The sequence below is a fragment of the Pseudacidovorax intermedius genome (assembly GCF_003350475.1).
Taxonomy (GTDB): domain Bacteria; phylum Pseudomonadota; class Gammaproteobacteria; order Burkholderiales; family Burkholderiaceae_C; genus Xenophilus; species Xenophilus intermedius.
Map to the genome: position 1 here is coordinate 495,790 of NZ_QQAV01000001.1, position 25,255 is coordinate 521,044.

At 68.9% G+C, this 25,255-nt stretch carries 23 protein-coding genes; 12 read left to right on the forward strand and 11 right to left on the reverse strand.

What is annotated here, in order from left to right; all coding sequences use genetic code 11:
• Positions 1-2: 2 nt before the first annotated feature.
• From DFR41_RS02125 to DFR41_RS02135, 3 genes are all read left to right on the forward strand, one after another.
• On the forward strand, positions 3-1,595 hold the full coding sequence (locus DFR41_RS02125) for an acyl CoA:acetate/3-ketoacid CoA transferase (RefSeq protein ID WP_114801527.1): 1,593 nt from the start codon (positions 3-5) through the stop codon (positions 1,593-1,595).
• Positions 1,596-1,675: 80 nt separating this feature from the next.
• Positions 1,676-2,047: a type II toxin-antitoxin system RelE/ParE family toxin gene (locus tag DFR41_RS02130; protein ID WP_114801528.1), complete on the forward strand. Its 372-nt coding sequence runs from the start codon at positions 1,676-1,678 to the stop codon at positions 2,045-2,047.
• Entirely contained in the window at positions 2,040-2,351 is a 312-nt protein-coding gene (locus DFR41_RS02135; RefSeq protein ID WP_114801529.1) for a helix-turn-helix domain-containing protein, read from the forward strand. The genes DFR41_RS02130 and DFR41_RS02135 overlap by 8 nt, the downstream gene beginning before the upstream one ends.
• Positions 2,352-2,361: 10 nt before the next feature.
• On the opposite strand, the gene DFR41_RS02140 is transcribed toward DFR41_RS02135, so the two are convergent.
• From DFR41_RS02140 to DFR41_RS02150, 3 genes are all read right to left on the reverse strand, one after another.
• Positions 2,362-2,754, reverse strand: coding sequence for an NIPSNAP family protein (locus DFR41_RS02140; RefSeq protein ID WP_114801530.1), 393 nt, complete (start codon positions 2,752-2,754; stop codon positions 2,362-2,364).
• Positions 2,751-4,496 (reverse strand): FAD-dependent oxidoreductase, encoded by a 1,746-nt coding sequence (locus DFR41_RS02145; protein ID WP_114801531.1) that lies wholly within the window; start codon positions 4,494-4,496, stop codon positions 2,751-2,753. Before DFR41_RS02145 ends, DFR41_RS02140 begins: the two co-directional genes overlap by 4 nt.
• A 184-nt stretch (positions 4,497-4,680) precedes the next feature.
• Complete coding sequence (locus DFR41_RS02150; protein WP_114801532.1) at positions 4,681-5,538, reverse strand: SDR family NAD(P)-dependent oxidoreductase; 858 nt, start codon at positions 5,536-5,538, stop codon at positions 4,681-4,683.
• Between the two features lie 98 nt (positions 5,539-5,636).
• Between DFR41_RS02150 and DFR41_RS02155 the strand changes: the two genes are divergently transcribed.
• Entirely contained in the window at positions 5,637-6,536 is a 900-nt protein-coding gene (locus tag DFR41_RS02155) for a helix-turn-helix domain-containing protein (RefSeq protein ID WP_114801533.1), read from the forward strand.
• A 100-nt stretch (positions 6,537-6,636) separates the two neighbouring features.
• Positions 6,637-7,392, forward strand: a complete 756-nt coding sequence (locus DFR41_RS02160; RefSeq protein WP_017759725.1) for a 2-keto-4-pentenoate hydratase — start codon at positions 6,637-6,639, stop codon at positions 7,390-7,392.
• Here DFR41_RS02160 and purT read toward each other — a convergent pair.
• A complete protein-coding gene (gene purT, locus DFR41_RS02165; RefSeq protein ID WP_017759724.1) occupies positions 7,380-8,618 on the reverse strand; it encodes a formate-dependent phosphoribosylglycinamide formyltransferase in 1,239 nt (412 codons plus the stop codon). The two genes, DFR41_RS02160 and purT, sit on opposite strands and share 13 nt — an antisense overlap.
• Before the next feature lie 176 nt (positions 8,619-8,794).
• Here purT and DFR41_RS02170 point away from each other — a divergent pair, with 176 nt between their 5' ends.
• The 3 genes from DFR41_RS02170 (at position 8,795) to DFR41_RS02180 (ending at position 10,783) form a co-directional block, all read left to right on the forward strand.
• Complete coding sequence (locus tag DFR41_RS02170; protein WP_017759723.1) at positions 8,795-9,952, forward strand: acyl-CoA dehydrogenase family protein; 1,158 nt, start codon at positions 8,795-8,797, stop codon at positions 9,950-9,952.
• 181 nt (positions 9,953-10,133) lie between these two features.
• Positions 10,134-10,550 carry a hypothetical protein gene (locus DFR41_RS02175; protein ID WP_114801534.1) on the forward strand — a complete coding sequence of 139 codons (417 nt, stop codon included), beginning with the start codon at positions 10,134-10,136 and terminating at the stop codon, positions 10,548-10,550.
• Positions 10,547-10,783 (forward strand): DUF3820 family protein, encoded by a 237-nt coding sequence (locus DFR41_RS02180; RefSeq protein ID WP_114801535.1) that lies wholly within the window; start codon positions 10,547-10,549, stop codon positions 10,781-10,783. Before DFR41_RS02175 ends, DFR41_RS02180 begins: the two co-directional genes overlap by 4 nt.
• An 11-nt stretch (positions 10,784-10,794) precedes the next feature.
• Here DFR41_RS02180 and DFR41_RS02185 read toward each other — a convergent pair whose 3' ends face one another.
• From DFR41_RS02185 to DFR41_RS02195, 3 genes are read right to left on the reverse strand one after another with little or no spacing between them, the layout of a single operon-like run.
• Complete coding sequence (locus DFR41_RS02185; RefSeq protein WP_017759720.1) at positions 10,795-11,082, reverse strand: addiction module antidote protein; 288 nt, start codon at positions 11,080-11,082, stop codon at positions 10,795-10,797.
• A 1-nt stretch (position 11,083) separates the two neighbouring features.
• Positions 11,084-11,374: a type II toxin-antitoxin system RelE/ParE family toxin gene (locus tag DFR41_RS02190; RefSeq protein WP_017759719.1), complete on the reverse strand. Its 291-nt coding sequence runs from the start codon at positions 11,372-11,374 to the stop codon at positions 11,084-11,086.
• A 51-nt stretch (positions 11,375-11,425) separates the two neighbouring features.
• Complete coding sequence (locus DFR41_RS02195; protein ID WP_114801536.1) at positions 11,426-13,495, reverse strand: NAD(+) synthase; 2,070 nt, start codon at positions 13,493-13,495, stop codon at positions 11,426-11,428.
• Between the two features lie 259 nt (positions 13,496-13,754).
• On the opposite strand from DFR41_RS02195, the gene bamA reads away from it, so the two are divergent.
• Positions 13,755-16,169, forward strand: a complete 2,415-nt coding sequence (gene bamA, locus DFR41_RS02200; protein ID WP_114801537.1) for an outer membrane protein assembly factor BamA — start codon at positions 13,755-13,757, stop codon at positions 16,167-16,169.
• Positions 16,170-16,182: 13 nt separating this feature from the next.
• A complete protein-coding gene (locus tag DFR41_RS02205; protein ID WP_147284307.1) occupies positions 16,183-16,653 on the forward strand; it encodes a hypothetical protein in 471 nt (156 codons plus the stop codon).
• Between the two features lie 121 nt (positions 16,654-16,774).
• Here the strand turns inward: DFR41_RS02205 and DFR41_RS02210 are convergent, their stop codons facing one another.
• Positions 16,775-17,764 (reverse strand): Bug family tripartite tricarboxylate transporter substrate binding protein, encoded by a 990-nt coding sequence (locus DFR41_RS02210; protein ID WP_114801539.1) that lies wholly within the window; start codon positions 17,762-17,764, stop codon positions 16,775-16,777.
• 236 nt (positions 17,765-18,000) lie between these two features.
• Between DFR41_RS02210 and DFR41_RS02215 the strand changes: the two genes are divergently transcribed.
• Together DFR41_RS02215 and DFR41_RS02220 are read left to right on the forward strand one after the other, a co-directional pair.
• Complete coding sequence (locus DFR41_RS02215) at positions 18,001-18,489, forward strand: tripartite tricarboxylate transporter TctB family protein (RefSeq protein WP_114801540.1); 489 nt, start codon at positions 18,001-18,003, stop codon at positions 18,487-18,489.
• Between the two features lie 19 nt (positions 18,490-18,508).
• The gene (locus DFR41_RS02220; protein ID WP_114801541.1) at positions 18,509-20,026 is read left to right on the forward strand and encodes a tripartite tricarboxylate transporter permease; all 1,518 of its coding nucleotides are present in this window, start codon (positions 18,509-18,511) and stop codon (positions 20,024-20,026) included.
• 1,156 nt (positions 20,027-21,182) lie between these two features.
• Here the strand turns inward: DFR41_RS02220 and DFR41_RS02225 are convergent.
• The 3 genes from DFR41_RS02225 to DFR41_RS02235 all read right to left on the reverse strand — a co-directional run bounded on the left by DFR41_RS02225 (position 21,183) and on the right by DFR41_RS02235 (position 25,185).
• Positions 21,183-22,355 carry an ABC transporter substrate-binding protein gene (locus DFR41_RS02225; protein WP_114801542.1) on the reverse strand — a complete coding sequence of 391 codons (1,173 nt, stop codon included), beginning with the start codon at positions 22,353-22,355 and terminating at the stop codon, positions 21,183-21,185.
• A gap of 43 nt (positions 22,356-22,398) precedes the next feature.
• Entirely contained in the window at positions 22,399-24,231 is a 1,833-nt protein-coding gene (locus DFR41_RS02230) for an AMP-dependent synthetase/ligase (protein ID WP_114802154.1), read from the reverse strand.
• A gap of 162 nt (positions 24,232-24,393) precedes the next feature.
• Positions 24,394-25,185, reverse strand: a complete 792-nt coding sequence (locus tag DFR41_RS02235; RefSeq protein WP_114802155.1) for an ABC transporter ATP-binding protein — start codon at positions 25,183-25,185, stop codon at positions 24,394-24,396.
• Between the last annotated feature and the right edge of the window lie 70 nt (positions 25,186-25,255).

Genomic DNA, 25,255 nt, shown 5'->3' on the forward strand with positions numbered 1-25,255 from the left:
CCATGGCAGACGGCAAATTCATGACGGCCGCCGAGGCGGTGGCCCTGATCCGCGATGGCGACACCGTGGGCCTGATGGGTGGCGGCGGCGGGCTGATGGAGGCCACGCACCTGTTCGAGGCCGTGCAGGCGCGCTTCCTGGCCACGCGGGCGCCGCGCAACCTGACGGTGGTGCATGCGCTGGGCATCGGCGACAAGAAGACCAAGGGCATGAGCTGCTTCGCGCACGAAGGGCTGGTCAAGCGCGTGATCGGTGGCCACTGGGTGTGGTCGCCGGCCATGCAGCAGCTGGCCCTGGAGAACCGCATCGAGGCCTACATCCTTCCTGGCGGCGTGAGCAGCCAGTTGATGCGCGAGATCGGCGCCGGCCGGCCCGGCCTGATCAGCCACGTGGGCCTGGGCACGGTGTGCGACCCGCGCCACGGCGGCGGCCGCATGAACGAGGCGGCCAAGGACGATCTGGCCGAGGTGCTGACCCTCGATGGGCGCGAGTGGCTGCGCTACAAGCCCTTCCCCATCCATGTGGCCCTGGTGCGCGCCAGCGCGGCCGACGAGGACGGCAACATCAGCTTCGAGCATGAGGCCGCCAACCTGGATGCGCCTTCGCTGGCGCTGGCCGCGCGCAACAGCGGCGGCCGGGTGATCGTGCAGGTGGCCGAGCGGCTGCCACGCGGCGCTCTCAAGGCGCGCGAAGTGCGCATTCCCTCGGCCTGGGTCGATGCCATCGTGGTCGACCCGGCGCAGCGCACCAGCTACGACATCCCCTTCGACCCGGCCTTCAGCGGCGAGCTGACCGGCACCGCGCGCGCGCAGAGCGAGGCAGCGGACCACGCGCGCGAACTGGCCGCCGCGCAGGAGGCCTTCGGCGAACGCCAGGCCGTGGCGCGCCGCGCCGCCGTCGAGCTGTTCAACACCGGCAAGGCCCGGCCCGTCATCAACTATGGCGTGGGCGTGCCCGACGCGGTGGCCAAGCTGATCGCGGCGCGCAACGAGCAGCACCGCATCTACCAGACCATCGAGCATGGCACCTACGGCGGCACGTTGATGGACGGCGTGCTCTTCGGCTATGCGCGCAATGCCACGGCCATGCTGGATGCGGCCACGCAGTTCGACTTCTATGGCGGCGGCGGCCTGGACGTGGCCTTTCTCGGCTTCGGCGAACTCGACGAGGAAGGCAGCGTGAACGTGTCGCGCCTGGGCGGCGTGACGGTGGGGCCGGGCGGCTTCATCGACATCGCGCAGAACGCACGCAAGGTGGTGTTCTGCGGCACGCTGGCGGCCAAGGGCGTGAAGCTGGCCACCGGTGACGGCCGGCTGCGGGTGCTGCAGCAGGGCGCGGTGAGGAAGCTCGTCAAGCGCGTGGACCAGATCACCTTCAGCGGCCCGCAGGGTGTGGTGCGTGGGCAGCAGGTGCTCTACCTCACCGAGCGCGCCAGCTTCCGCCTGACGCCCGAGGGCGTGGAGCTGTTCGAGATCGCACCCGGCGTGGACCTGCAGCGCGATGTGCTGGACCAGATGGACTTCATGCCCCGGCTCGCGGCGGAGATCGGGGTGATGGATGCGATGTATTTCACGGCCGCCCTTGCTGCGCATTGAAGATGCGGCACTCCATGACCCAACCGCGCTCACTGGAGGCGCAGAATATTCTGTTGAAGGAATAGATTTCAGGGGGAATAATGCCGAAGCAGTGGGACGTCGAGTACACCAACGAGCTGGGCATCTGGTGGGCGACGCTGGATGAGGCGGAGCAGGAATCCATTGATGCGTCGGTCCGGCTGCTCGAAGCGCGAGGACCGAATCTCGGTTTTCCTCACAGTTCCGGCATCCATGGCTCGCGGCACCCGCACATGCGCGAACTCCGGATCCAGCATGAGGGCCGGCCCTACCGGATCCTCTACGCCTTCGACCCGCGGCGCTGCGCCATCCTGCTGCTGGGCGGGGACAAGACCGGCGACGATCGCTGGTATGCGGTGCAGGTGCCGCTGGCTGACCGTCTGTACGACATCCACCTCGAGACCTTGAGAAAGGAAGGGCAGACCCATGGCTAGGAAATTCGGCGAACTGCGGGCCGGGATGTCCCCCGCATCCCAGGCACGCGCTGCCGCGCGGGCAGAAGCGCTGCTCGTGGAGATGCAGCTTCAGGAACTGCGCAAGTCCCGCAATGTGACCCAGGTCGAGCTCGCACAGGCCATGCATGTGGAGCAGGCTGCGGTGTCGAAGCTGGAGCGCCGCGAGGACATGTACGTCAGCACCTTGCGCGCCTATGTCCAGGCCCTGGGAGGTGAACTGAAGCTGGTGGCGTCCTTCCCCGACGGGGACATCCAGGTGCACCCGTTCGAAGAGGCCTCGTGACGCAGCGGCGTCAGCGCGCGGTGTCGAGCGGCGGAGCGACCCATCCCGGCATCGCCACCGCCCGGATCAGGCGCGTCTCCTGCGCCGTGATCAGGTGGCCCGAGGCGGCCAGGTAGCGGGCGAAGTCGGGATGCGCGTCGCGTGCGGCGCTGCGGCGTTCGTAGTCGGCCAGGTCCTCGTAGGCCCAGAGATGCACGAACTGGTTCTGCGGGCCCACCAGGCTGGTCCAGAAGCCCAGAGGATGGCCGAGGGTCTGCATCAGCACCGGCATGGCCAGCTGGTTGAAGACCTGCAGGAATTCGGGCATCTTGCGCAGCGCGATGGTGTAGATGCGGTGGTCCACCAGCGGCTTGCCCGGCGGTGCCGCGATGGCGGGCGGTGCGGACACGGAGGCCGCGTTCATACAGCCACCTCTTCCCGCACCGGCACGACGGCGGCAGGCACCGCGCGCGGCGCCAGGGCCTGGTCGGCGATGTGGTGGGCCGTGAGATAAGCGAAGGTCATGTTGGGTCCATGGGTGATGCCGGCCCCAGGATACGCGCCGCCCATCATGCTGGCCCGGTCGTTGCCGGTGGCGTACAGGCCCGGGATCGGCTGGCCGTCGCGGCGCAGCACCTCGCCCACCAGGCTGGTCTGCAGGCCATCGAAGGTGCCGAGGTCGCCCATCACCACGCGCACGGCATAGAAGGGCCCCTGGGCCACGGGCGCGACGCAGGGGTTGGGCCGGTGTTCCGGGTCGGCCAGGTAGCGGTTGAAAGCCGTCTTGCCGCGGCCGAAGGCCGGATCCTCGCCGCGTTCGGCCGGCGGGTTGTAGGCGCGCACCGTGGCCTCCAGGCCCTGCGGGTCGATGCCGGCCTGAGCGGCCAGTTCGGCCAGCGTGCGGCCCTGCAGCAGGTAGCCGCTGCGCAGGTGCGGGCCGATGGGCATGGGCGCGGGCTTGACGTAGCCCAGGCCGTACTTGGCCAGGCAGGCCTTGTCGCAGACCAGCCACATGACCGTTTCCTTCTGGCCTTCGCAGGCGCGGGTCAGCGCTGCCCCCACGTCGTGGTACGACTCCGATTCATTGCAGAAGCGCCGGCCGTTCTTCAGCACCGCGATCACGCCAGGTTTGTAGCGGTCGAGCAGGTGCGGGAAGACGCCGAAGCGGCCACCGCCGAGCGGCACACGCGAGACGGGCATCCACGCCGCGCTGTCGGCATAGCGGATGTCGGCCACGCCGCCTGCCGCCTCGGCCAGGTTGACGCCGTCGCCCGTGTTGCTCTCGGGCGTGGGCGACAGGTGTTCGCCCCCGCGACGCACATGCGGATAGGCCTGGGCGATGCGCTTGGCGTCGTGCGGAAAGCCGCCGCAGGCCAGCACCACGCCATGGCGCGCGCGCAGCTCTCGCGGGCCGCCCTCGCCTTCCACGCGAACGCCGGTGATGCGACCGCCCTCTTCCAGCAGGCCGCGCACCGGGGTGCTGGTGAGGATGGGAATGCCCAGGTCCAGCGCCGAGCGCGCCAGCCGTGCGGCCAGCGCGTTGCCGCTGGTGACTTGCACGCCGCGGCGGTACAGCGCCAGCTCCTTGAGGTGCGTGGCCAGGCGCCGCGCCACGTAGAGCGCGGAAGTCAGCGACTTCGTCGCGCGGAAGAAGTGCTTCAGGTCCGCGTTGGAGGAGTTGAACATCATGCCGATGAAGGTGATGGTCTCCAGCGGCGGCTTGAGCCGCGCCATGTCCTCGCCCAGGCCGCGGATGTCGTAGGGCGCGGCCAGGATCGAGCGGCCCACCTGCGCGCCGCCGGGCGCGTCGCAGTGGTAGTCGGGATAGAGCGTGGGCACGAACTGCATCTGCGTCTCACGCTGCAGGAAGTCGACCATGGCCGGCCCATGCTCGATGAGGGCCTGGGCGGTGGCCTCGTCGTAGAAGCGACCGCTCTCCTGCATCAGGTAGGTGCGCACGGCCTCGCGCGTGTCGGCGGGGTTTTGCTGCCGGCCATGCGGGCCCAGCGGAATCCACAGCACGCCGCCCGACAGCGCCGTGGTGCCGCCGAAGACGGGCTCCTTCTCCAGCACGGCGACCGTGAGGCCGCGCTTCTTCGCGGTGATGGCGCAGGTCAGGCCGGCGGCGCCGGAGCCGACGACCAGCAGGTCGAAATCCTTGGTCATGGAAGGTCTCCTCAGAAATCAGGCACAGCGTTGCGATCGGCCGAGGCGACCCCATACGCACGACATCGAATGGCCGCGGAGCAGGCCATTCGAGAACATCCGCGGAACCGGCTTTGCCGGGCCGCAGGATGTGCCCCCTGGAAAGGGGTTGGCGGAGCGCGCAGCGCGCAGCCTGGGGGTGGTCTTAGCCATTGAAACCGGGGCGGGGGACCATGTCCATCAGCATGTTGGCCATGCCGCCATCGACCAGGATCTCCGCACCGTTGACATAGGCCGAGCGCGGGCTGGCCAGGAAGAGCGCGACGTCGGCGATGTCCTCGGGCTCGCCGATGCGGCGGCTGGCCGTCATGGCGGCGCGCCGGGCCTCGAAGCCGGGTTCCTCGTAGAACTTCGCGGACAGGGCCGTGCGGATCATGCCGGGCAGCACCGCATTGCTGCGCACCCCGTGCGGGCCCCACTCCACAGCCAGTTGGCGCGACATCAGCAGCACACCGGCCTTGCTGGCGCTGTAGGCGCCGCTGCCGCTCTGCGGAAAGCGGCCCGAGATCGACGCGACGTTCACGATGCTGCCGCGGCCGGCCGCGCGCATGTCCGCCCCGAACGCCCGTGCGCACAGCAGGTAGCCGCCCAGGTTGATGCCCAGCACCTCGTTCCATTGCGCCAGATCCACATCGGCCAGGCCGCCAGCGCGCAGAAGGCCGGCGTTGTTGACGAGCACGTTGCAGGGGCCGAGCGCCTCGCGCACCTGTGCCGCTGCGTCACCGACGGCCGCTTCGTCGGCGATGTCGCAGGCGATGGCCAGCGCCTGCGCATCGAAGTCCTGCTGCAGCCGCCGCGCCATGGCTGCGCAGCCGTCGGCATCGCGGTCCAGCAGGGCCACGCGCGCACCGGCCTGGGCCAGCGCACGGGCGATGGCGGCGCCGATGCCGCTGGCGGCGCCACTGACCACGCAGACCTGCTGCGCGAGCCCCAGCCAGTGGGCGGATGCGCCGGCGGCAGCGGGCGAGGCGGTGGACGGATGGGCCGTGGAAAGGGCCGTCATGGCGATGTCTCCTGTTGTCGTGATGCCGAGGGAATTCTGGGCGTCGCCACCGGCCATCGCTTTGACGATTCCAGCCAAGACCCGGACAATTCCGGCGCATGGCGCGTGCGATTCCCAACTACTCGCTCTATGGCGACCAGGCCAGTCCGGGCTGGCTCGCGAGCTTCGACTTCGAATGGATCCCGCAACGCTCGAAGCCCTACAACTGGGACATCCAGCCGCATACGCACGATGCCTTCCTCCAGCTGCTGGTGCTGCGGCAGGGCCGCGTGCGGGTGCTGGTGGACCATGAACGGCTGGAGGCCGAGGCGCCCTGCCTGATCCTCGTTCCCGCACAAACCGTGCACAGCTTCCGCTTCTCCGACGACACCGACGGGCCGGTGGTGACGGCGGCGCAGCGGCCGCTGGAGTCGCTGGCCGACCTGGTGATGCCGGCCTTGCGCGAGACGCTGCGCACGCCGCAGCTGATGCCGCTGACGGCCGACGAGCTGGCGCGGCTGATGCCGCTCTTCCACGCCATCGAGGCCGAGCACCGGCTGGCCGACACGGGCCACACGGCGGCCGGCATGTCGCTGCTCACGGCCCTGCTGGTGCAGGTGGCGCGACTGCACCGGCTGAAGAAGGAACACCTGGCGCGGCCGCGCTCGCGCCGCGCCGAGCAGATCGAGACCTTCCGCCGCCTGGTCGACGCGCGCTACCGCGAGCACCTGCCGGTGCCGGCCTATGCCGCACTGCTGGGCATCACGGCCGGGCAGCTCACGCGGCTGTGCCGCGAGGTGCTGGGCCTGTCGAGCCTGGACGTGATCAATGCGCGCCTGCTGCACGAGGCGCAGCGCGAGCTGATCTACACCCCCAACAGCATCAAGCAGATCGCCGTGAGCCTGGGCTTTGGCGACGAGGCCTACTTCGGCCGCTTCTTCCGCAAGCACAAGGGACTGACGCCGCGCGAGTACCGGGCCCAGGCGCTGGCCGAATGGTCTGACGAGGCAGCGGGCTGAGGTCGCTGCCGTCAGGCATCGCCGGCAGCGGCGCACACGGTTGGGCGCGGGCCGGCATACTCGCGCGCTGCTCTTCCTCGCTCATCGCACTGCGCCTTCCATGACCGCCATCACCGACCTCGGCCAGCAACTGGCCTCCGCCTTCTCCGACGCCCGCCGCATCACGCCCACCGGCTGGCTGCCCTCCACCGCCGCCGAGGTCTATGCCGTGCAGGATGCCCTGATCGCGCACCTGGGCGGCGGCATCGGCGGCTGGAAGGTCGGCGCGCCTAACGCCGAGAAGGAACCCAACTACGCGCCGCTGCCCGCGTCCGTCATCCTTGCCTCCGGCGCCGTGCTGCCGGCCGCGCGCTTCGCGGCCCGATGGGTCGAGCTGGAGGCCGCCCTGCGCGTGGGCAAGCTGCTGGAGGTGAGGCAGGACATGCCCACGCCCAGCGAACTCGCCAGCTTCTTCGACGCCGTGGTGCCCACCATCGAATGCGTGGAAAGTCGCCTGGCCGCCGGCCGTGAAGCGCCGGCGCCGTTGCGCCTGGCCGACCTGCAGAGCCATGGCGCCCTGGTCGTCGGGGCGCCGGCGCCGCTCGCCCCCGAGGCGCTGGACCTGCGCACGCTGAAGGCCACGCTGATGTTCGGCGAGGCCGAGGCGGCACGCACCACCGGCGGGAATCCCGCGCAGGACGTATGGCGCCTGGTCGGCTGGCTGGCCCGCCACTGCACCGAGCGCGGCGTGCCGCTGTCGCCGGGGCAGATCGTCACCACGGGCTCGTGCACGGGGTTGCTGGCGGCGCCTGTGGACACCGGCGTGGTCGGCGCCATCGAAGGGCTGGGCGAGGTGCGGCTGCGCTATTCGGCCTGAGCTTCGGCGTCCGCCGCCCGCGGCTTGACCTTGGACGCTGCTTCCTTGGCTCGCTCGCGGGCCGTGTCCACATCCTCCGCATGGGCCAGCGCCACGCCCATGCGGCGCTTGACGAAGCTCTCGGGTTTGCCGAAGAGGCGCAGGTCGGTGCCGGGCACGGACAGGGCCTCGGCCACGCCGTCGAAGACGATGCCGGTGGCATCCACGCCGCCGTAGATGACGGCGCTGGCGCCCGGGCTCTTGAGCGTGGTGTCCACCGGCAGCCCGAGGATGGCGCGGGCATGCAGCTCGAATTCGCTCTGCCACTGCGTGGCCAGCGTGACCAGGCCGGTGTCGTGCGGGCGGGGGCTCACCTCGCTGAACCACACCTCCTCGCCCTTGACGAACAGCTCCACACCGAAGAGGCCCTGGCCGCCCAGGTCGGCCGTCACACGCTCGGCGATGTCCTGCGCCTTGCGCAGCGCCTCGGGGTGCATGGGATGCGGCTGCCAGCTTTCCACATAGTCGCCGCTGACCTGCAGGTGGCCGATGGGTGCGCAGAAATGCGTCTGCACCTGGCCGTCGGTGCCCAGGGCGCGCACGGTGAGCAGCGTGATCTCGTAGTCGAAGTCGATGAAGCCTTCGACGATCACGCGGCCCTTGCTCACGCGGCCGCCGGCCATCGCGTAGTCCCAGGCCTTCTGCACGTCGGCGGGGCCGTCGATCTTGCTCTGGCCCTTGCCGGAGCTGCTCATCACGGGCTTGACGATGCAGGGATAGCCGATGCCCTGGCCGCCGTCCTTGCCGTCGATGGCGGCCTGCAGCTCGGCCAGCGAGTCGCAGAACCGGTAGGGGCTGGTGGGCAGGCCCAGCGTCTCGGCGGCCAGGCGGCGGATGCCTTCGCGGTCCATGGTCAGGCGCGCCGCGCGGGCGGTGGGGATCACGCGCACCAGCCCGGCTTCTTCCAGCTCTTCGAGCTTGGCGGTGGCGATGGCCTCGATCTCGGGCACGACCAGATGCGGCCGCTCGGCCGACAGCAGGGCTTCGAGCTGGTCGGGGTCGCTCATCGTGATGGTGCGGGCGCGGTGCGCCACCTGCTGGCCGGGGGCGTTCTCGTAGCGGTCGACGGCGATGGTCTCCACGCCCAGGCGCTGCAGCGCGATCAGCACTTCCTTGCCGAGCTCGCCGGAGCCCAGGAGCATCACACGGGTGGCGGAGGGGGACAGGGGGGTGCCGAGGCGGGTCATGGGCGGGCTTTCGGAAGGCGGGAACGGAGAAGGCCGCAATGGTAGCCAGCGCCCGTGTCCCCGGGCCAGGCAGCCACTTGGCACAAGCCGGGCCGGCGCCCGGCTCCTAGAGTGGCGCGATGCCCGCCGCGCACCACCGTGCGTGCGCCCGAAGGCCGACTGGAGACACCCGCGCCATGCAGTACACGCACGAGCACCAGGAGATCCGCAAGACCCTGCGCCGCTACATCGACGAGGCCATCAATCCGCAGGTGGATGCCTGGGAAGAAGCCGAGATCGCCCCGTTGCACGAGATCTTCAAGGGCCTCGGCGCCCTGGGCCTGCTGGGCCTGAACAAGCCGGAGGAATACGGCGGCGGCGGGCTCGATTACAGCTATGCCATGGCCATGGCCGAAGAGCTGGGCCATGTGCGCTGCGGCGGCATCCCGATGGCCATCGGCGTGCAGACCGACATGTGCACGCCGGCCCTGGCGCGCTTCGGCAGCGAGGAACTCAAGCGCGAGTTCCTGGCGCCGGCCATCGCGGGCGAACAGGTGGGCTGCATCGGCGTGAGCGAGCCGGGCGCGGGTAGCGATGTGGCGGCCATCCGCAGCACGGCGCGCAAGGACGGCGACGACTACGTCATCTCCGGCCAGAAGATGTGGATCACCAACAGCCTGCAGGCCGACTGGATGTGCATGCTGGTCAACACCAGCGACGGCCCCGTGCACCGCAACAAGTCGCTGGTGATGGTGCCGATGGACCGGCCCGGCATCGAGAAGGCGCGCAAGATCCGCAAGATCGGCATGCACAGCAGCGACACGGGCCTGATCTACTTCGACGAAGTGCGGGTGCCGCAACGCTTTCGCATCGGCGAGGAAGGCCAGGGCTTCATCTACCAGATGCAGCAGTTTCAGGAGGAGCGGCTGTGGGGCGCCGCCAGCTCGCTGCTGCCCATGGAGGAGTGCATCGCCGAGACGGTGCAATGGGCACAGGAGCGCCGCATGTTCGGCGCCACGCTGGCCGACCAGCAGTGGGTGCAGTTCAAGCTGGCCGAGCTGCAGACCGAGGTGGAGGCCCTGCGCGCCCTCACCTACCGTGCCTGCGACCTGCATGTGCAGGGCGAGGATGTGCTCACGCTGGCCTCGATGGCCAAGCTCAAGGCCGGCCGGCTCACGAGGCAGGTGGCCGACACCTGCCTGCAGTTCTGGGGCGGCATGGGCTTCACGCTGGAGAACCGCGTCTCGCGCCTGTATCGCGACGGGCGGCTGGCGTCCATTGGCGGCGGGGCGGACGAGGTGATGCTGGGCATCCTGGCGAAGACGCTGGGGATCGCCAAGCGCCCGCCGCGCTGAACGCCGCAGGAAGCTGAGCGCGAAGGACGCGCAGCCGCATTCGCCGTTCGCCGTTCGCCGTTCGCCGTTCGCGCTGAGCTTGTCGAAGCGCCGCGCCCGGCTTCGACAAGCTCAGCCTGAACGGTTGTAGGTCGAACAGGCGTGGGTCGAGCGGTCGGCGGTCCGACCGCACAATGGCCGGATGCCTTTCTCCATTCGCCCGGCTCTCGCAGCACTGATGGCCGCCAGCCTGGCCATGGGGTGCAAGGAGCCGCCACCCCAGTCCACCGAAGCCGCGCTCGCGCTGCAGGCTGCCGGGCCCGACGACATATTCCAGGGTGTGCTGAACGGCCAGCCCGTCCACCTCGTGATCCACGACTGTGCGGTCTACCGCATCGTGTCGATGCAGGGTACCCAGGTGGAATGGGAGCAGGTGCTGGCGCCGAAGCCCTACTACCCCGGCAACATCCTCACCAGCTGCCAGCGCCATTCGCTGACGGCCGATGCGCAGGGCGTGACGGCCGAGCTGGGCCGCATGGCCTTCGGCGCCGGCGGTTGCTGCGCCACGGGCGGCACCTACCGCTCGAAGGATGGCCTGAACTGGACCAAGACCGAATGAAGCCCGAAGACCTCGAACGCCTGACCACACTGCCCATGCCCTTCGGCAAGCACAAGGGCACCCTCATCGCCGACCTGCCCGGCAACTACCTGGCATGGTTCGCGCGCGAAGGCTTCCCCAAGGGCGAGATCGGCCGGCTGCTGGCGCTGATGCTGGAGATCGACCACAACGGCCTGCGGCCGTTGCTGGGGCCGCTCAAGCGGGTGCCCGGCCGGCGCACGCCAGGCGGTTGACCCGCGCCAGCTCAACCGGCAGGACGGGCCTCCAGCCGCACGCCCAGCGCCCTGACCACACGCAGCACGGTGTCGAAGCGGGGCTTGGCCCCGGGCGCAAGCGCCTTGTAGAGCGACTCGCGGCCCAGGCCGGCGTCGCGCGCGATCTGCGCCATGCCGCGGGCGCGTGCGATGTGACCGAGCGCCGCCACCAGCTCATCGGCATCGCCGTCCGCCATCACCTGCGACAGGTACTCGGCAATGGCCTCGTCGCTGTCGAGCATCTCGGACATGTCGAAAGCGTGAAGGGTGTCGGGCATCTCAATACTCCTTGGCCATGGTCTGTGCGCGCTGGATGTCGCGCTGCTGCGATGACTTGTCGCCGCCCGCGAGCACGATCACGATCTGCTGCCCGCGCCGCGTGTAGTACACGCGATAGCCGGGCCCGACGTCGACGCGCATCTCTGTCACACCCTCGCCGACGGACTTGCTGTCGCCCGCGTTGCCCGCGGCCAAGCGCTCCAGCCGGCGCGCAATGGCAATGCGGGCGCGCAGGTCGGTGAGGCCGCCAAGCCAGCGTTGAAAGGTGGTGGTGAGCTGGACGTCCAGCATCGCGGAATTGTATCCAATCGAATACGGTCGACCAAAGAGAGCCTGGCGCCCTCACACCTCGTCCGGCACCGTCTTCAGCTCGTCCAGCCACACGCGCGACTCCGAATCGCTGGGCGCGCGCCAGTCGCCGCGGGGCGAGAGCGATCCGCCGGAGCCCACCTTGGGCGCATTCGGCACGCAGCTGCGCTTGAACTGGCTGATCTGGAAGAAGCGGAACAGGAAGGTGCCCAGGTGCTTCTTGATCTCGGCCAGGGTGTACTGGTGGCGCTCGCCGTGCAGGGTGTCGGGCCAGGGGCCGTGCTCGCGGTCGTGCCAGGCACACCAGGCCAGGTAGGCCACCTTGGAGGGGCGCATGCCGTGACGCACCGTGTGGTACAGGTGAAAGTCCTGCAGCTCGTAGGGGCCGACCACGCTCTCGGTGCTCTGCGCAGGCTCGGCGCCCTGCTTCTGCGCGTCGGCGGGCACCAGCTCGGGGCTGATCTCGGTGGAGAGGATGGCCTGCAGTACCTGGCTGCCTTCGTCACCCAGCAGGCCCTTGCCCGCCACCCAGTTGACCAGGTGCTTGATCAGCGTCTTGGGCACGCTGGCGTTGACGTTGTAGTGCGACATGTGGTCGCCCACGCCATAGGTGCACCAGCCCAGCGCCAGCTCGCTCAGGTCGCCCGTGCCGGCCACGATGCCGCCGTGGTGGTTGGCCAGGCGGAACAGGTGGCTGGTGCGCTCGCCGGCCTGCACGTTCTCGAAGGTGACGTCGTACACCGGCTCGCCGCGGCCGAAGGGATGGCCCAGGTCGGCCAGCATCTGCCGACAGCTGGGGCGGATGTCGATCTCCTGCGCCGTGCAGCCCACCACGCGCATCAGCGCATGGGCCTGCTGCAGCGTGCGGCTGCTGGTGGCGAAACCGGGCATGGTGTAGGCCAGGATGTCGCTGCGCGGGCGGCCCAGCCGGTCCATGGCCTGCGCCACCACCAGCAGCGCATGCGTGGAGTCGAGTCCGCCCGAAATGCCGATCACCACCTTGCCGATGCGCGAGGCCTCGAGCCGCTGCACCAGCGACTGCACCTGGATGTTGAAGACCTCGTAGCAGCGCTCGTCCAGGGAGCGCGCGTCGGCCGGCACGTAGGGAAAGCGCTCCACCGTGCGCATCAGGCCCCCGGGCACCTGCACGGGCGGCGTGAGGTCGAACTCGACCGTACGCCAATTAGCCAGCTCGGCCTTGTGGCGGCGCGCCGTCTCGCCGAAGCTGGTCAGGCGCATGCGCTCATGGGCCAGGCGCTCCAGGTCCACGTCGGCCATCACAAGCTGCGCCTGGTTGGCGAAGCGCGCGCCTTCGGCCACCAGATCGCCGCATTCGTAGATCAGCGACTGGCCATCCCACGCCAGGTCGGTGGTCGACTCACCGATGCCGGCCGAGGTGTAGAGGTAGGCCGCGATGCAGCGCGCCGACTGCTGGCCCACCAGTTGGTGCCGGAAGGCCGCCTTGCCAATGATGATGTTGGAAGCCGACAGGTTGACCAGCACCGTCGCGCCCGCCAGCGCCGCGAAGCTCGACGGCGGAATGGGCGTCCACAGGTCCTCGCAGATCTCCACATGCAGCGCCAGCAGCGGCAGCTCGCGCGCGCGCACCACGATGTCGGTGCCGAAGGGAACGCGGTGGCCGAAGAGCTGCACATGGTCGGTCACGGCGCTGCCGGCGGCATTGAACTGCCGCGCCTCGTAGAACTCGCCGTAGTTGGGCAGATAGGTCTTGGGCAGCACGGCCAGCACGCGACCACGTGCCACCACCACCGCGCAGTTGAACAGGCGGTGCTCCACCCGCAGCGGCGCGCCGACGATGGCCACGGCATTCAGATCGCGCGACGCCTCGACCACCTGGGCCAGCGCCTCTTCGCAGCCATCGAGCAGCGCAGACTGGTGGAACAGGTCGTCGCAGGTATAGGCCGACAGGCCCAGCTCCGGAAAGGCCACCACCGCCGCGCCCTGGGCCTCGGCCTCGCGGTAGAGGCGGATCGTCTCGGCGGCATTGGAGAGCGGGTCGGCCACGCGGTTGCGCGGCATGGCCACGGCCACGCGCGCGAAGCCGTGGCGGTAGGGGTTGAGGAAAGGCAGGTCGTGCTTCATGGTCGGGGCTGCGGAGCGGGCAATCGGCATAGGCGGCAAGGCGTGAAGCCGCGCGTTGGGCGGCGCGGGGCCGTCTGGCCAAGCACTCTACGACAACGGCTGCGGCCGGGCGCGGCGGTGGCTGCGCCGCCCTTGTCGGACAAAGGCGGAAGCGCCGCAGCGCGCGGTCATCCACGATTCCTCCCAAGTGGCCGCCCATGATCCGCGCCAAGCCACTCTGGCGACCTGCGCCTCCGGTGCCGGCGCCCCCACCCGATCCATGCGTTTCCTGTTCCGCGGCCGACCGCTGCAAGCCGCCCTCGGCGCCCTCGCCCTCTTTGCCGGCATCCACGCCGCCTGGGCCGTCGAGCCCTTCACCATCCGCGACCTGCGGGTGGAAGGCCTGCAGCGGGTGGAACCCGGCACCATCTTCCATGCCCTGCCGCTGCATGTGGGCGACACCTACACCGACGACCTTGGCTCGGCGGCCATCCGGGCGCTGTACGAGCTGGGCATGTTCAAGGACGTGCGGCTCGACATCTCCGGCAACGTGCTGGTGGTGATTGTGGAGGAGCGCCCGACCATCGCGGGCGTGGACTTCGAGGGCGCCAAGGAATTCGACAAGCAGGCCATGACCAAGGCGCTGCGCGAGGTGGGCCTCGCCGAGGGCCGGCCCTACGACAAGGCCCTGGCCGACCGCGCCGAGCAGGAACTCAAGCGCCAGTACATCGGCAAGGGCTACTACAGCGCCAGCGTGCAGACCACCGCCACGCCGCTGGAGAACAACCGCGTCAACATCAGCTTCACGGTGACCGAGGGCGAATCCGCCCGCATCACCGAGGTGCGGGTGGTGGGCGCCAAGGCCTTCAGCGAGAAGACGCTGCTGGGCCTGTTCGACCTGGACGCGGGCAACTGGATGAGCTGGTACACCAAGTCCAACCAGTATTCGCGCGCCAAGCTCGACGCCGACCTGGAGACGCTGCGCCAGTACTACCTGACGCGCGGCTACATGGACTTCCGCATCGACTCCACGCAGGTGGGGCTGTCGGCGGACCGCCAGTCGGTGACGGTGACGGTCAACATCACCGAGGGCGAGCAATTCGTGGTGGCCGGCGTCCGGCTGGAGGGCGACTACCTGGGCCGCGAGGACGACTTCAAGTCGCTGGTGACGGTGCGGCCGGGCGACTACTACAACGGCGACGACGTCACCGCGACCACGCGGGCCTTCACCGAGCATTACGCGCGCTTCGGCTTCGCCTTCGCCAAGGTGGAGGCCATGCCGGACGCCGACCGGACCACCGGCCGCGTGACGATGGTGTTCAAGGGCCTGCCGCGGCAGCGTGTGTTCGTGCGCCGCATCCTGGTGGGCGGCAACGCGCGCACCCGCGACGAGGTGATCCGGCGCGAGATGCGGCAGTACGAATCGGCCTGGTACGAGGGCGACAAGATCAAGCTGTCGCGAGACCGGCTCGACCGGCTGGGCTACTTCAGCGACGTGGACATCCAGACGCAGGAGGTGCCCGGCTCGCCCGACACGGTGGACCTGATGGTGGACGTGAAGGAAAAGCCCACCGGCTCGCTGAACCTGGGCGCGGGCTACTCCAGCACCGACAAGGTGACGCTGACCTTCGGCATCACGCAGGAGAACGTCTTCGGCTCGGGCAACTACCTGGGGCTGAACGCCAGCATCGGCTCGTACAGCACCTCGGTGTCGGTCTCGGCCATCGACCCCTACTTCACCGCCGACGGCATCTCGCGCATCATCAGCGTCTACCAGAACACCACGCGCCCGTCGTACGCCGCGGACGGCAACTACAAGCTCACCACCCAGGGCGTGTCGCTGAAGTTCGGTGTGCCCTTCGACGAACTCAACCGGGTGTACTTCGGCCTGGGCCTGGAGCGCTACTCCTTCAAGCCGGGCACCAACGGTGCCTATACGCTGGTCGACGGCAGCTACGTCTACACGGCGACGCCGCAGGCCTACCTGGACTACTTCGAATGCTCGGGCACCGCGCCCAGCGTGGTGTGCGCGCGCGATGCCATCACCGGCGTGCCGCTGACCATCGGCTGGTCGCGCGACACGCGCGACAGCGCCCTGGTGCCCACGCGCGGCACCCTGCAGAACGCCAACGCCGAATGGGGCCTGGCCTCGGGCGCCCGCTACCTCAAGACCAGCTACCAATACCAGCGCTACTTCCCCATCAGCAAGCAGTACACCTTCGCCCTCAACGGCGAGCTGGGCTGGGCGCGCGCGCTGGGCGGCGACACCTACCCGGTGTTCAAGAACTTCTATGCCGGCGGCCTGGGCTCGGTGCGCGGCTTCGAGAGCAACTCGCTCGGCCCGCGCGACAGCGTGACGGCGGGCGCGCTGGGCGGCCTGCGCAAGGCCATCGTCAATGCGGAGCTGAGCACGCCCTTCCCGGGTGCGGGCAACGACCGCACGCTGCGGCTGTTCGGCTTCTTCGACGCGGGCAACGTGTTCGCCGACCGCACTTCGTCGCTGACGGATGCGCAGTGGAAGGCGCAGCAGAAGCTGCGCGCCTCGGTCGGCCTGGGCGTGAGCTGGCTCTCGCCGCTGGGGCCGCTGAGCCTGGCCTATGCGGTGCCTGTGCTCTACCAGAAGGAAGACACCGCCGCCGGCATCACGGCCGATCGCACCCAGCGCTTCCAGTTCCAGATCGGCACATCGTTCTGAAAGGAGCCTTCCCATGACCCGTTCACGAATCCATTCCTTGCGGCGCTGGACCGGGGGCGCCGCGCTTGCAGCCCTGCTGGCCGCCGGTGTCCCCGCGCAGGCGCAGGCACTGCCGCCCCAGGCGCAAGTGACCGCCTGCGTGGCCCTGGCCGACGGCGGCTACAGCGTGAGCTACCGCCTGGGCGGCCACGACTACAGCACCTGGATGGCCCAGCCGCCGACCGGCGTGCCGGTGACGGCGGCGCCTGCCGCCACGGCCAGCACCGTCCCGGCCACGGTGCCGGTGGAGCCGGGCGTGGTGGTGAGCAGTGCCCCGGTGCTGGTCGCCGCGCCGGCGCCGGTGGTGGTGGCCAGCGGCTATGCGGTCGACCCCTGGTGGGTGGGCCTGACCGCCCTGAGCGTCGGGCTGGTGCTCGGCGGCGGCTGGCACGGCCCCCATCCCGGCCCGCGCGGCCCCTTCTTCATGCACGGCCCCGGCCGCTGAAGGCCGAGCCTTTCGCCGGCCCCGCCGACGAAAGAGAAGGGGCCGCACGAGTGCGGCCCCTTCTGCTTCTGCCTGACCGGCTGGCGGCCGGAGCGCAGGCGTCCGGCCCGGCCCGCCGGGCTTACTCGATGCGCGCGCCGGAGGCCTGGACGATGCCCTTCCACTTGGCGACGTCGTCCTTGACCAGCGTGGCGAATTCTGTGGTGGACATGGCCTGGTATTCCGCGCCCTGCTCGTGGATGGCGGCCTGCACGTCGGGTCGGGCCAGCAGCTTGTTGACCTCGGCATTGACCTTGTCGACCACCGGCTTGGGCGTGCCGGCGGGCGCAAAGATACCGTACCAGGTGCTGACGTCGAAGTCCTTGCCGTAGCCCAGTTCGGCCACGGTCGGGATGTCGGGCAGCGAGGTGCTGCGCTTGGCCGAGGTCACGGCCAGCGGGCGCAGCTTGCCGGCCTTGATCTGCGCGATGGCGGAGGGCAGCGACGAGACCAGCAGGTCCACGTTGCCGGCCAGCACGTCCATCATGGCGGCGTTGCTGCCCTTGTAGGGCACGTGGCGGATCTGGATCTTGGCGGCGGTCTTGAAGATCTCGCCGGCCAGGTGGATGGTGGTGCCATTGCCGGGCGAGCCGAAGGTGACGGCATCGGGCTGGGCGCGTGCCGCCTCGACCACATCCTTGAGCGTCTTGAAGCGCGATTCGGTGCGCACCACGATCACCACCGGCGTGTAGGCCACGTGGGCCACGGCGGTCAGGTCCTTCACCGGGTCGTAGCTCAGGTTCTTGTAGAGCCAGGGCGCGACGACCATGTTGTCCTTCTGGCCCATCACCAGGTCGTAGCCGGTCGGCTGCGCGCGCGCCGCCTCGGCGATGCCGATGGTGCCGCCGGCACCGCCGCGGTTGTCGGGCACGACGGTCCACTTGCTGACCTCGGTGAGCTTGTTGGCGACGAGGCGCGACAGGATGTCGGTGCCGCCGCCGGGCGGGAAGGGCACGATCAGCCGGATCGGCTTGGCAGGCCAGTCGGACTGGGCAAAGGCCGGCGTGCCGGCCAGCGCAAGGCCGGCGGCGGCAAGAGAGGAAGCGACGAAGTCGCGGCGGGTGGCAGTCATCTCAGTCTGTCTCCAGTCAGGAAAAAAGCGCCGGACCAAGGGTCCGGCACGCACACAAAACGCTACGAATTAAATAGCAACAAAGCAAATCGGGGAGCCGAATCTCTCACGCCTTCACGACCTTCGATGTGGAGACTGCTTACGCGCTTATCCCTACACATCAAGTCAGCCAATGGTCAGCCTCGGGCGACGACCCTCGCCCCCGTTTCAACAAGGACTCGTGGAGAAGCAACGAAATGGCCATCAAAAGCCAGGCTGACTTTTTTTCCGGTGTGATGTTCATGGCCGTGGGCGCAACGTTCGCGGTCGGCTCCACCAACTACACCATCGGTGACGGGGCCCGCATGGGCCCGGGCTATTTTCCGCTCATGCTGGGGGTGCTGCTCGCGCTCATCGGTGCGGTGATCTCGCTGCAGGCCATGGTGGTCGAAACCGCCGACGGCGGCAAGATCGGCCCCTGGGCCTGGAAGCCGCTGGCCTTCGTGCTCGGCGCCAACCTGGCCTTCGGCGTACTGCTGGGCGGCCTGCCCAGCATCGGGCTGCCGGCCATGGGGCTGATCATCGCCATCTTCGCGCTCACCATCATCGCCAGCATGGCGGGCAACCAGTTCAAGCTGCGCGACTCGCTGGTCCTGGCGGTGGTGCTGGCCGTCGGCAGCTACCTCGCCTTCATCGTGGCCCTCAAGCTGCAGATCCAGGTGTGGCCCACCTTCATTTCGGGCTGATCGGGAAAGAACGACAACCATGGACTTCAACCTGATCTCCAACCTGGCCACGGGCTTCGGCGTCGCCGTCACCTGGACCAACCTGCTCTATTGCCTGATCGGCTGCATCCTGGGCACGCTGATCGGCGTGCTGCCGGGCATCGGCCCGGTGGCCACCATCGCCATGCTGCTGCCGGCCACCTATGCGCTGCCGCCGGTCTCGGCGCTGATCATGCTGGCGGGCATCTACTACGGCGCCCAGTATGGCGGCTCGACGACGGCCATCCTGGTGAACCTGCCGGGCGAATCGTCCTCGGTGGTGACCTGTATCGACGGCTACCAGATGGCACGGCAGGGCCGGGCGGGCCCCGCACTCGCCGCGGCCGGCCTGGGCTCCTTCTTCGCCGGCTGCGTGGGTACGGTCATCCTGGCCGCCTTCGCGCCGCCGCTGACCGAGCTGGCCTTCAAGTTCGGCCCGGCCGAGTACTTCAGCCTGATGGTGCTGGGCCTGATCGGCGCGGTGGTGCTGGCCTCCGGCTCGCTGCTCAAGGCCATCGCCATGGTGGTGCTGGGCCTGCTGCTGGGTCTGGTGGGTACGGACGTGAACTCGGGCGTGGCCCGCTTCAGCTTCGACATCCCCGAGCTGACCGATGGCATCGGCTTCATCGTGGTCTCGATGGGCGTGTTCGGCTACGGCGAAATCATCGGCAACCTGTCGCAAGGCGACGAGGAGCGCGAGATCTTCACCAGCAAGGTGAAGGGCCTGTGGCCCACCGGCGACGACTTCAAGCGCATGGCTCCGGCCGTGCTGCGCGGCACGACGCTGGGCTCGGCCCTGGGCATCCTGCCTGGCGGCGGTGCGCTGCTGGCTTCCTTCGCCTCGTACGCGCTGGAGAAGAAGCTGAAGATGTCGCCCGGTGAAGTGGCCTTCGGCCGCGGCAACATCCGCGGCGTGGCGGGCCCCGAGTCGGCCAACAACGCCGGTGCGCAGACCTCCTTCATCCCGCTGCTGACGCTGGGCATCCCGCCCAACCCGGTGATGGCGCTGATGGTCGGTGCCATGACCATCCACAACATCCAGCCCGGCCCGCAGGTGATGACCAGCAACCCCGAGCTGTTCTGGGGCCTGATCGCCTCGATGTGGCTGGGCAACCTGATGCTGATCATCCTGAACCTGCCGCTGATCGGCATGTGGATCAAGCTGCTGAAGGTGCCGTACCGCCTGCTGTTCCCGGCCATCGTGCTGTTCTGCGCCATTGGCGTGTACTCGACCAACAACAACACCTTCGACGTGTGGATGGTGGCGATCTTCGGCTTCGTGGGCTATGTGTTCATCAAGCTGCGGGTGGAGCCGGCGCCCTTGCTGCTGGGCTTCATCCTGGGGCCGATGATGGAAGAGAACCTGCGCCGCGCGCTGCTGCTGTCGCGCGGCAGCTGGAGCGTGCTGGTGACGCGTCCGATCTCGGCCGGCCTGCTGGTCGCCGCCCTTGCCTTGCTGACCATCGTGCTGCTGCCGGCGGTGAAGTCCAAGCGCGAAGAGGCCTTCGTGGAGGAGTGACGCGCTGTTGGTTCGAGCGGGCGTGCTTGCCATGCCTGCTGTCCTCCGGGGGCCTTGATGGGCCCCTTTTCCGTTTTCGGCCCTTGGGCTGGTTGGGCTGGTTGGGCGATGGTCCGGCCCTGGTGCCGGTGAGGGCGTGGCGGCGCTTCAAGTGGGGCGGTCGGCGCTGCGCGCCGACTTCCCTCCGGTGCTCGGACAGACGGGCCGCGGCAGAACTCGCTACGCGCTTCGCGCTGCGCTCAAACAACTGCCGCGAGTCAGTTCACGAAGCGGGCCTGTCCTTCGGCAGGCCCGCAGCCCGTCCGCCCTGCGCTCCTCGGCACCCCACAGGCGCGCCGCCACGCCCTCACCGGCACCAGGGCCTGCGTTGGGGGTGATCGGCCGGCATGCGTGCTGTGCGCGGTCCCCCCTTCGCGCAATGCCGGTCAATGGAACCGCTCGCTCATAGCTTGGCCTGTCCTGAGCTTGGCGAAGGGTCGAAGGGTTTGTCCCAGCGCGTGCCCTGGCTTCGACAGGCTCAGCCCGAACGGTGGGAGGCGGGCCGAGAGGATGGGGCGCAGGCAAGCGGACGGGAAGCCGGCAGAGCGCATGGGAACGGGCGAAGAGAGCAGGAAGCAGGCGCAGCGCGTGGGAACGGGCAGGGAGTACGGGAAGCGGGCGGAGAGCGCGATACCGCGATATAGCGCGGACGGTCATACCCCTGGATGCACAACGCCACGCCCCACGCGCCGGTGACGGGCCCAGGGCGCGCGGGCGATTTCGGGGTCGGCGAGGAGCGCAGGGTGGACGGGCTGCAGGCCTGCCGAAGGACAGGCCTGCTTCGTGAACTGACTCGCGGCAGTTGTTTGAGCGCAGCGCGAAGCGCGTAGCGAGTTCTGCCGCGGCCCGTTCATCCGAGCACCGCAGCGGAGTCGGCCCACAGGGCCGACCGACCCCGTATGAGCCCGCGCGCCCTGGGCCCGGCGCCGGCGCGCGCCCCAGACCTCACCCACCCAGCTGAGCGCCAACGCCAACGCCAACGCCAACGCCAACGCCAACGCCAGTATCCACACTCAGCTCAGCTCAACTCAGGCCAAGCCAGGCAAGCACCTGCCCAGCTCACTGCAGCTCAAGCCAGGCCAGCACCCGCCACCAACCTCGGGTCTGATCCGCCCCCTCACTCCGCCACGTAGTCCGACACCACCTTCCACTTGCCATCCACGATCTGCGACAGCCGCGACGCGTTGTTGCCCAGCCGCTTGGTCGCCGTGAACGTCATCTTGGGCGAGCCGAACATGTCCGGCTCGAAGGTGCTCGCGTCCATGATCTTGATGAACGAATCGGTCGTCAGGTTGGCCCCCGCCTTCTGCGCCACCTGCGCGAAGTCGTCCACGATGGAATAGCCGTAGACCGAGAACACCGTCGGGTCCTCGTTGAACTTGGTCTTGTACTTGTTGGCCCAGAAGCGGATCTTGTCGTTCTGCTCGTCGGTGTACGGGTTCTGCACCGTCATGGTGGCGTACATGCCGTCCATCGCCTTGCCACCCAGCTTGTGGATCAGGTCGGTGTAGGCCGCGCTGGAACCCAGGAACACCGGGTTGAAGCCCGTCTTGCGCGACTCGCCGATGGTGCCGATGGTCTCGCGGATGATGGTGCCCAGCACCACCAGCTCGCAGCCGGCCGCCTTCATCTTGGCCACCTGGCTGCTGAAGTCGGTCGCACCGCGCTTGAAGCTGGTCTTTTCGGTCAGCTCCATGCCGGCAGCCTTCAGGCCGGCCTCGGCGCCGCGGTTCACCTCCAGGCCGAACTCGTCGTCCTGGTAGATGGTGCAGACCTTCTTGGCGTTCTTCTCCTTCACCATCTTCGGCAGCGCCATGCGGATCTGGTCGTAGTAGGTGGCGGCGAAAGAGTACTTGAGCCGGTTGAGCGGCTCGTACATCTCGCGTGCCGCCGTGATCGGGAAGAAGTTGATGATGTTCTTGTCGAACTGCACCGGCATGGCCGCCATGTTCTGGGCGGTGCCGATGTGGCCGGCCATGATGAAGATCTTGTCCTGGTTGACCAGCTTCTGCGCCGCCAGCACGGCCTTCTTGGGGTCGTAGCCCGAGTCCTCCACGTAGAGCTTGAGCTTGCGGCCATTGATGCCCCCCTGCTCGTTGATCTCCTCCACACGCAGCTGCATGCCGTTGCGGGCCTGCTTGCCGAAGCCGGCCAGGGGACCGGACAGGTCCTGGATGGTGCCGATGCGGATCTCGTCCTTGCTCACGCCCTGCTGCTGGGCATGGGCCAGCAGCGGGAGGCCGAGCGCGAGAAGGGCGACCGAGGTCGCGGCAGGGCGGAAGGTCTTCATGGCTGTCTCCTTGGGTGGTCGGGGTCAGGGCGATAGCATCGGCTCACGCCGCATACATCGCATCGATCTGCGCGGCGTACTTGGCCTGCACCAGCTTGCGCTTGAGCTTCATGGTGGGCGTGAGCTCCTCGTCCTCGGCGCTGAGCTGGGTGTCGAGCAGGAAGAACTTCTTGATCTGCTCGACGCGCGCGAACTTCGCGTTGACGCGGTCGATCTCGCCCTGGATCAGGTCCTGCACCTCGCGGGCGCGCGTCAGGCTGGCGTAGTTGCTGAAGGGCACGTCGTGGTCCTGCGCGAATTTCTCGACGTTCTCCTGGTCGATCATGATGATCACCGTGAGGTAGGGCTTCGCATCGCCGATCACCACCGCGTCGGTGATGTACGGGCTGAACTTGAGCTCGTTCTCCAGCTCGCTGGGCGTGATGTTCTTGCCGCCCGCGGTGATGATGATGTCCTTCATGCGGTCGGTGATGCGGAAAAACCCGTCCGCGTCCACCGTGCCCACATCGCCCGTGTGCAGCCAGCCATCGGCATCGATGGTCTCTGCCGTCTTTTCGGGCTGGTTGAGGTAGCCCATGAAGACGTTGGGGCCGCGCACGCGGATCTCGCCCGTGCCCTCGTCGATGCGCACTTCGTTGTAGGCCGTGGCGGGGCCGATGGAGCCGGGCTTGATGCGGCCAGCCGGCATGCCGGTGGAGGCGCCACCGGTCTCGGTCATGCCCCAGACCTCCAGCATGGGCACACCCAGTGCCAGGTACCAGCGGACGAGATCCGGCGAGATGGGCGCCGCGCCCGTCACCAGGAAGCGCGCGCGGTGGATGCCGATGAGCTTGCGTACGTTGTCCAGCGCCAGCACCCGCGCCAGGCGGAACTGCAGCTTGAGGGCGCCATCGACCGGCTGGCCGGCCAGCATGCGGTCGGCGATGCGCTCGCCCACGCCGATGGCCCAGGCATAGGCGGCACGCTGCAGCGGTGTCGCCTCCTTGAGGGCGATCATCACGCCGGAATAGAACTTCTCCCACACCCGCGGCACCGCGAGGAAGACCGTCGGCGCAATCTCACGCACGTTCTCGGGCACCGTCTCGGGGTTCTCGACGAAGTTGAGCACCGAGCCGGTGTACATCGCGAAGTACTCGCCGCCCATGCGTTCGGCGACGTGGCACAGCGGCAGGAAGCACATGCGCTCGTCGCGCTCGTCCTGCGCGATCAGCGTGTTGTAGCCGCGCATGGCGTACACCAGCCCGCCATGGCTGTGCATGGCGCCCTTGGGCTTGCCGGTGGTGCCCGAGGTGTAGATGAGGATGGCCAGGTCGGCCGGCTTCAACCGGCCCACGCGCTCGTCGATGGCCTGCGGATGCAGACGCAGGTGCTCCCGACCCAGGGCGCGCAGGTCGTGCAGCGACATCACGTCGGGGTCATGAAAGTCGCGCAGCCCCTTCATGTCGAAGACCACCACCTTGCGCAGCCGCGGCAGCTGCGCCCGCACCGCCAGCGCCTTGTCGAGCTGTTCGTCGTCCTCGACGAAGAGGACAGTGGTCGACGAGTCCTCGCACAGGTAGTGCACCTGGCTGGCCGCGTCGGTGGGATAGATGCCGTTGGAGACGCCCGCGCAGCTGAGCACCGCCAGGTCGGCCAGCACCCATTCGATCACCGTGTTGGACAGGATCGACGCGCAGTCGCCGGGCGCGAAATCCAGTGCCATGAGGCCGTGCGCGATCTCGGCCACGGCCTCGGCCGTCTGCTGCCAGGTCCAGGCGCGCCAGATGCCCAGCTCCTTCTGGCGCATCCACACGCGCTCGCCGCGCAGGCGGGCAGCGTTCCAGAACACGGCGGGCAGCGTCTCGCCAGGCACCACAATGTCGGTGCGCGGTGCCATGTGGGCCGTGTCCCAGAGTCCCGCGGGCACGCGGGCGGGGCCGGTGGCGGGCAGGGCAGAAGCGGCAGCCGGCGCGGAGGCATCGAGCCCAACGCGCAGGAAGGCCGTCGTGGTGCGGGCGAGTTGGAAGGGCGTGGTGCGCATGGTGCGGGCCTTTCGTCGTCAGCGCCAAGTCTTCTTTTTCTTCCAGCGCCGCTCGCCGCGGGCGCCGGTCTCCTGCATGCCGAGGTAGAACTCCTTGATGTCCTCCTTCTCGCGCAGGCGCTCGCAGCTGTCCTCCATGACGATGCGGCCGTTCTCGAGCACGTAGCCGTAGTCGGCCGCGTTGAGCGCCATGTTGGCGTTCTGCTCCACCACCAGCAGCGTGGTGCCGCGCTCGCGGTTGATGCGCACCACGATCTCGAAGATCTCCTTGGTGAGCTTGGGCGACAGGCCCAGCGAGGGCTCGTCCAGCAGGATCAGCTCAGGCGCGGCCATGAGCGCGCGGGAGATCGCCAGCATCTGCTGCTGACCGCCCGACAGCAGGCCCGCGTCCTGCGCGGCGCGTTCGCGCAGGATGGGGAAGTAGCCGAACACCGTCTCCAGGTCGCGCGCCACGCCATCGCGGTCGCGGCGGGTGTAGGCGCCCATCAGCAGGTTGTCACGCACCGACAGCAGCGGGAACACCTCGCGCCCCTCCGGCACATGCGACAGGCCCTGCTGCACGATGAAGGCCGGATCGCGCGCCGTGATGTCCCGGCCCTTGAAGTGCACCGTGCCCTTGCGCGGATCGATGATGCCGGAGATGGTCTTGAGGATGGTCGTCTTGCCGGCGCCATTGCTGCCCAGCACGGTGGCGATCTCGCCACGCCGCACCTTGAGGCTGACGCCGCGGATGGCCTTGATGGGGCCGTAGGCGCTTTCGACGTTCAGCAGCTGCAGCACGTCCTCGGCCGGCTCGGCGCCCGGGCCCATGGGCAGGCCGGCGTGCAGGGGCAACGTGGTCGATGCGATGGCGATGCCGGCACTCATGGGCGCACTCCTG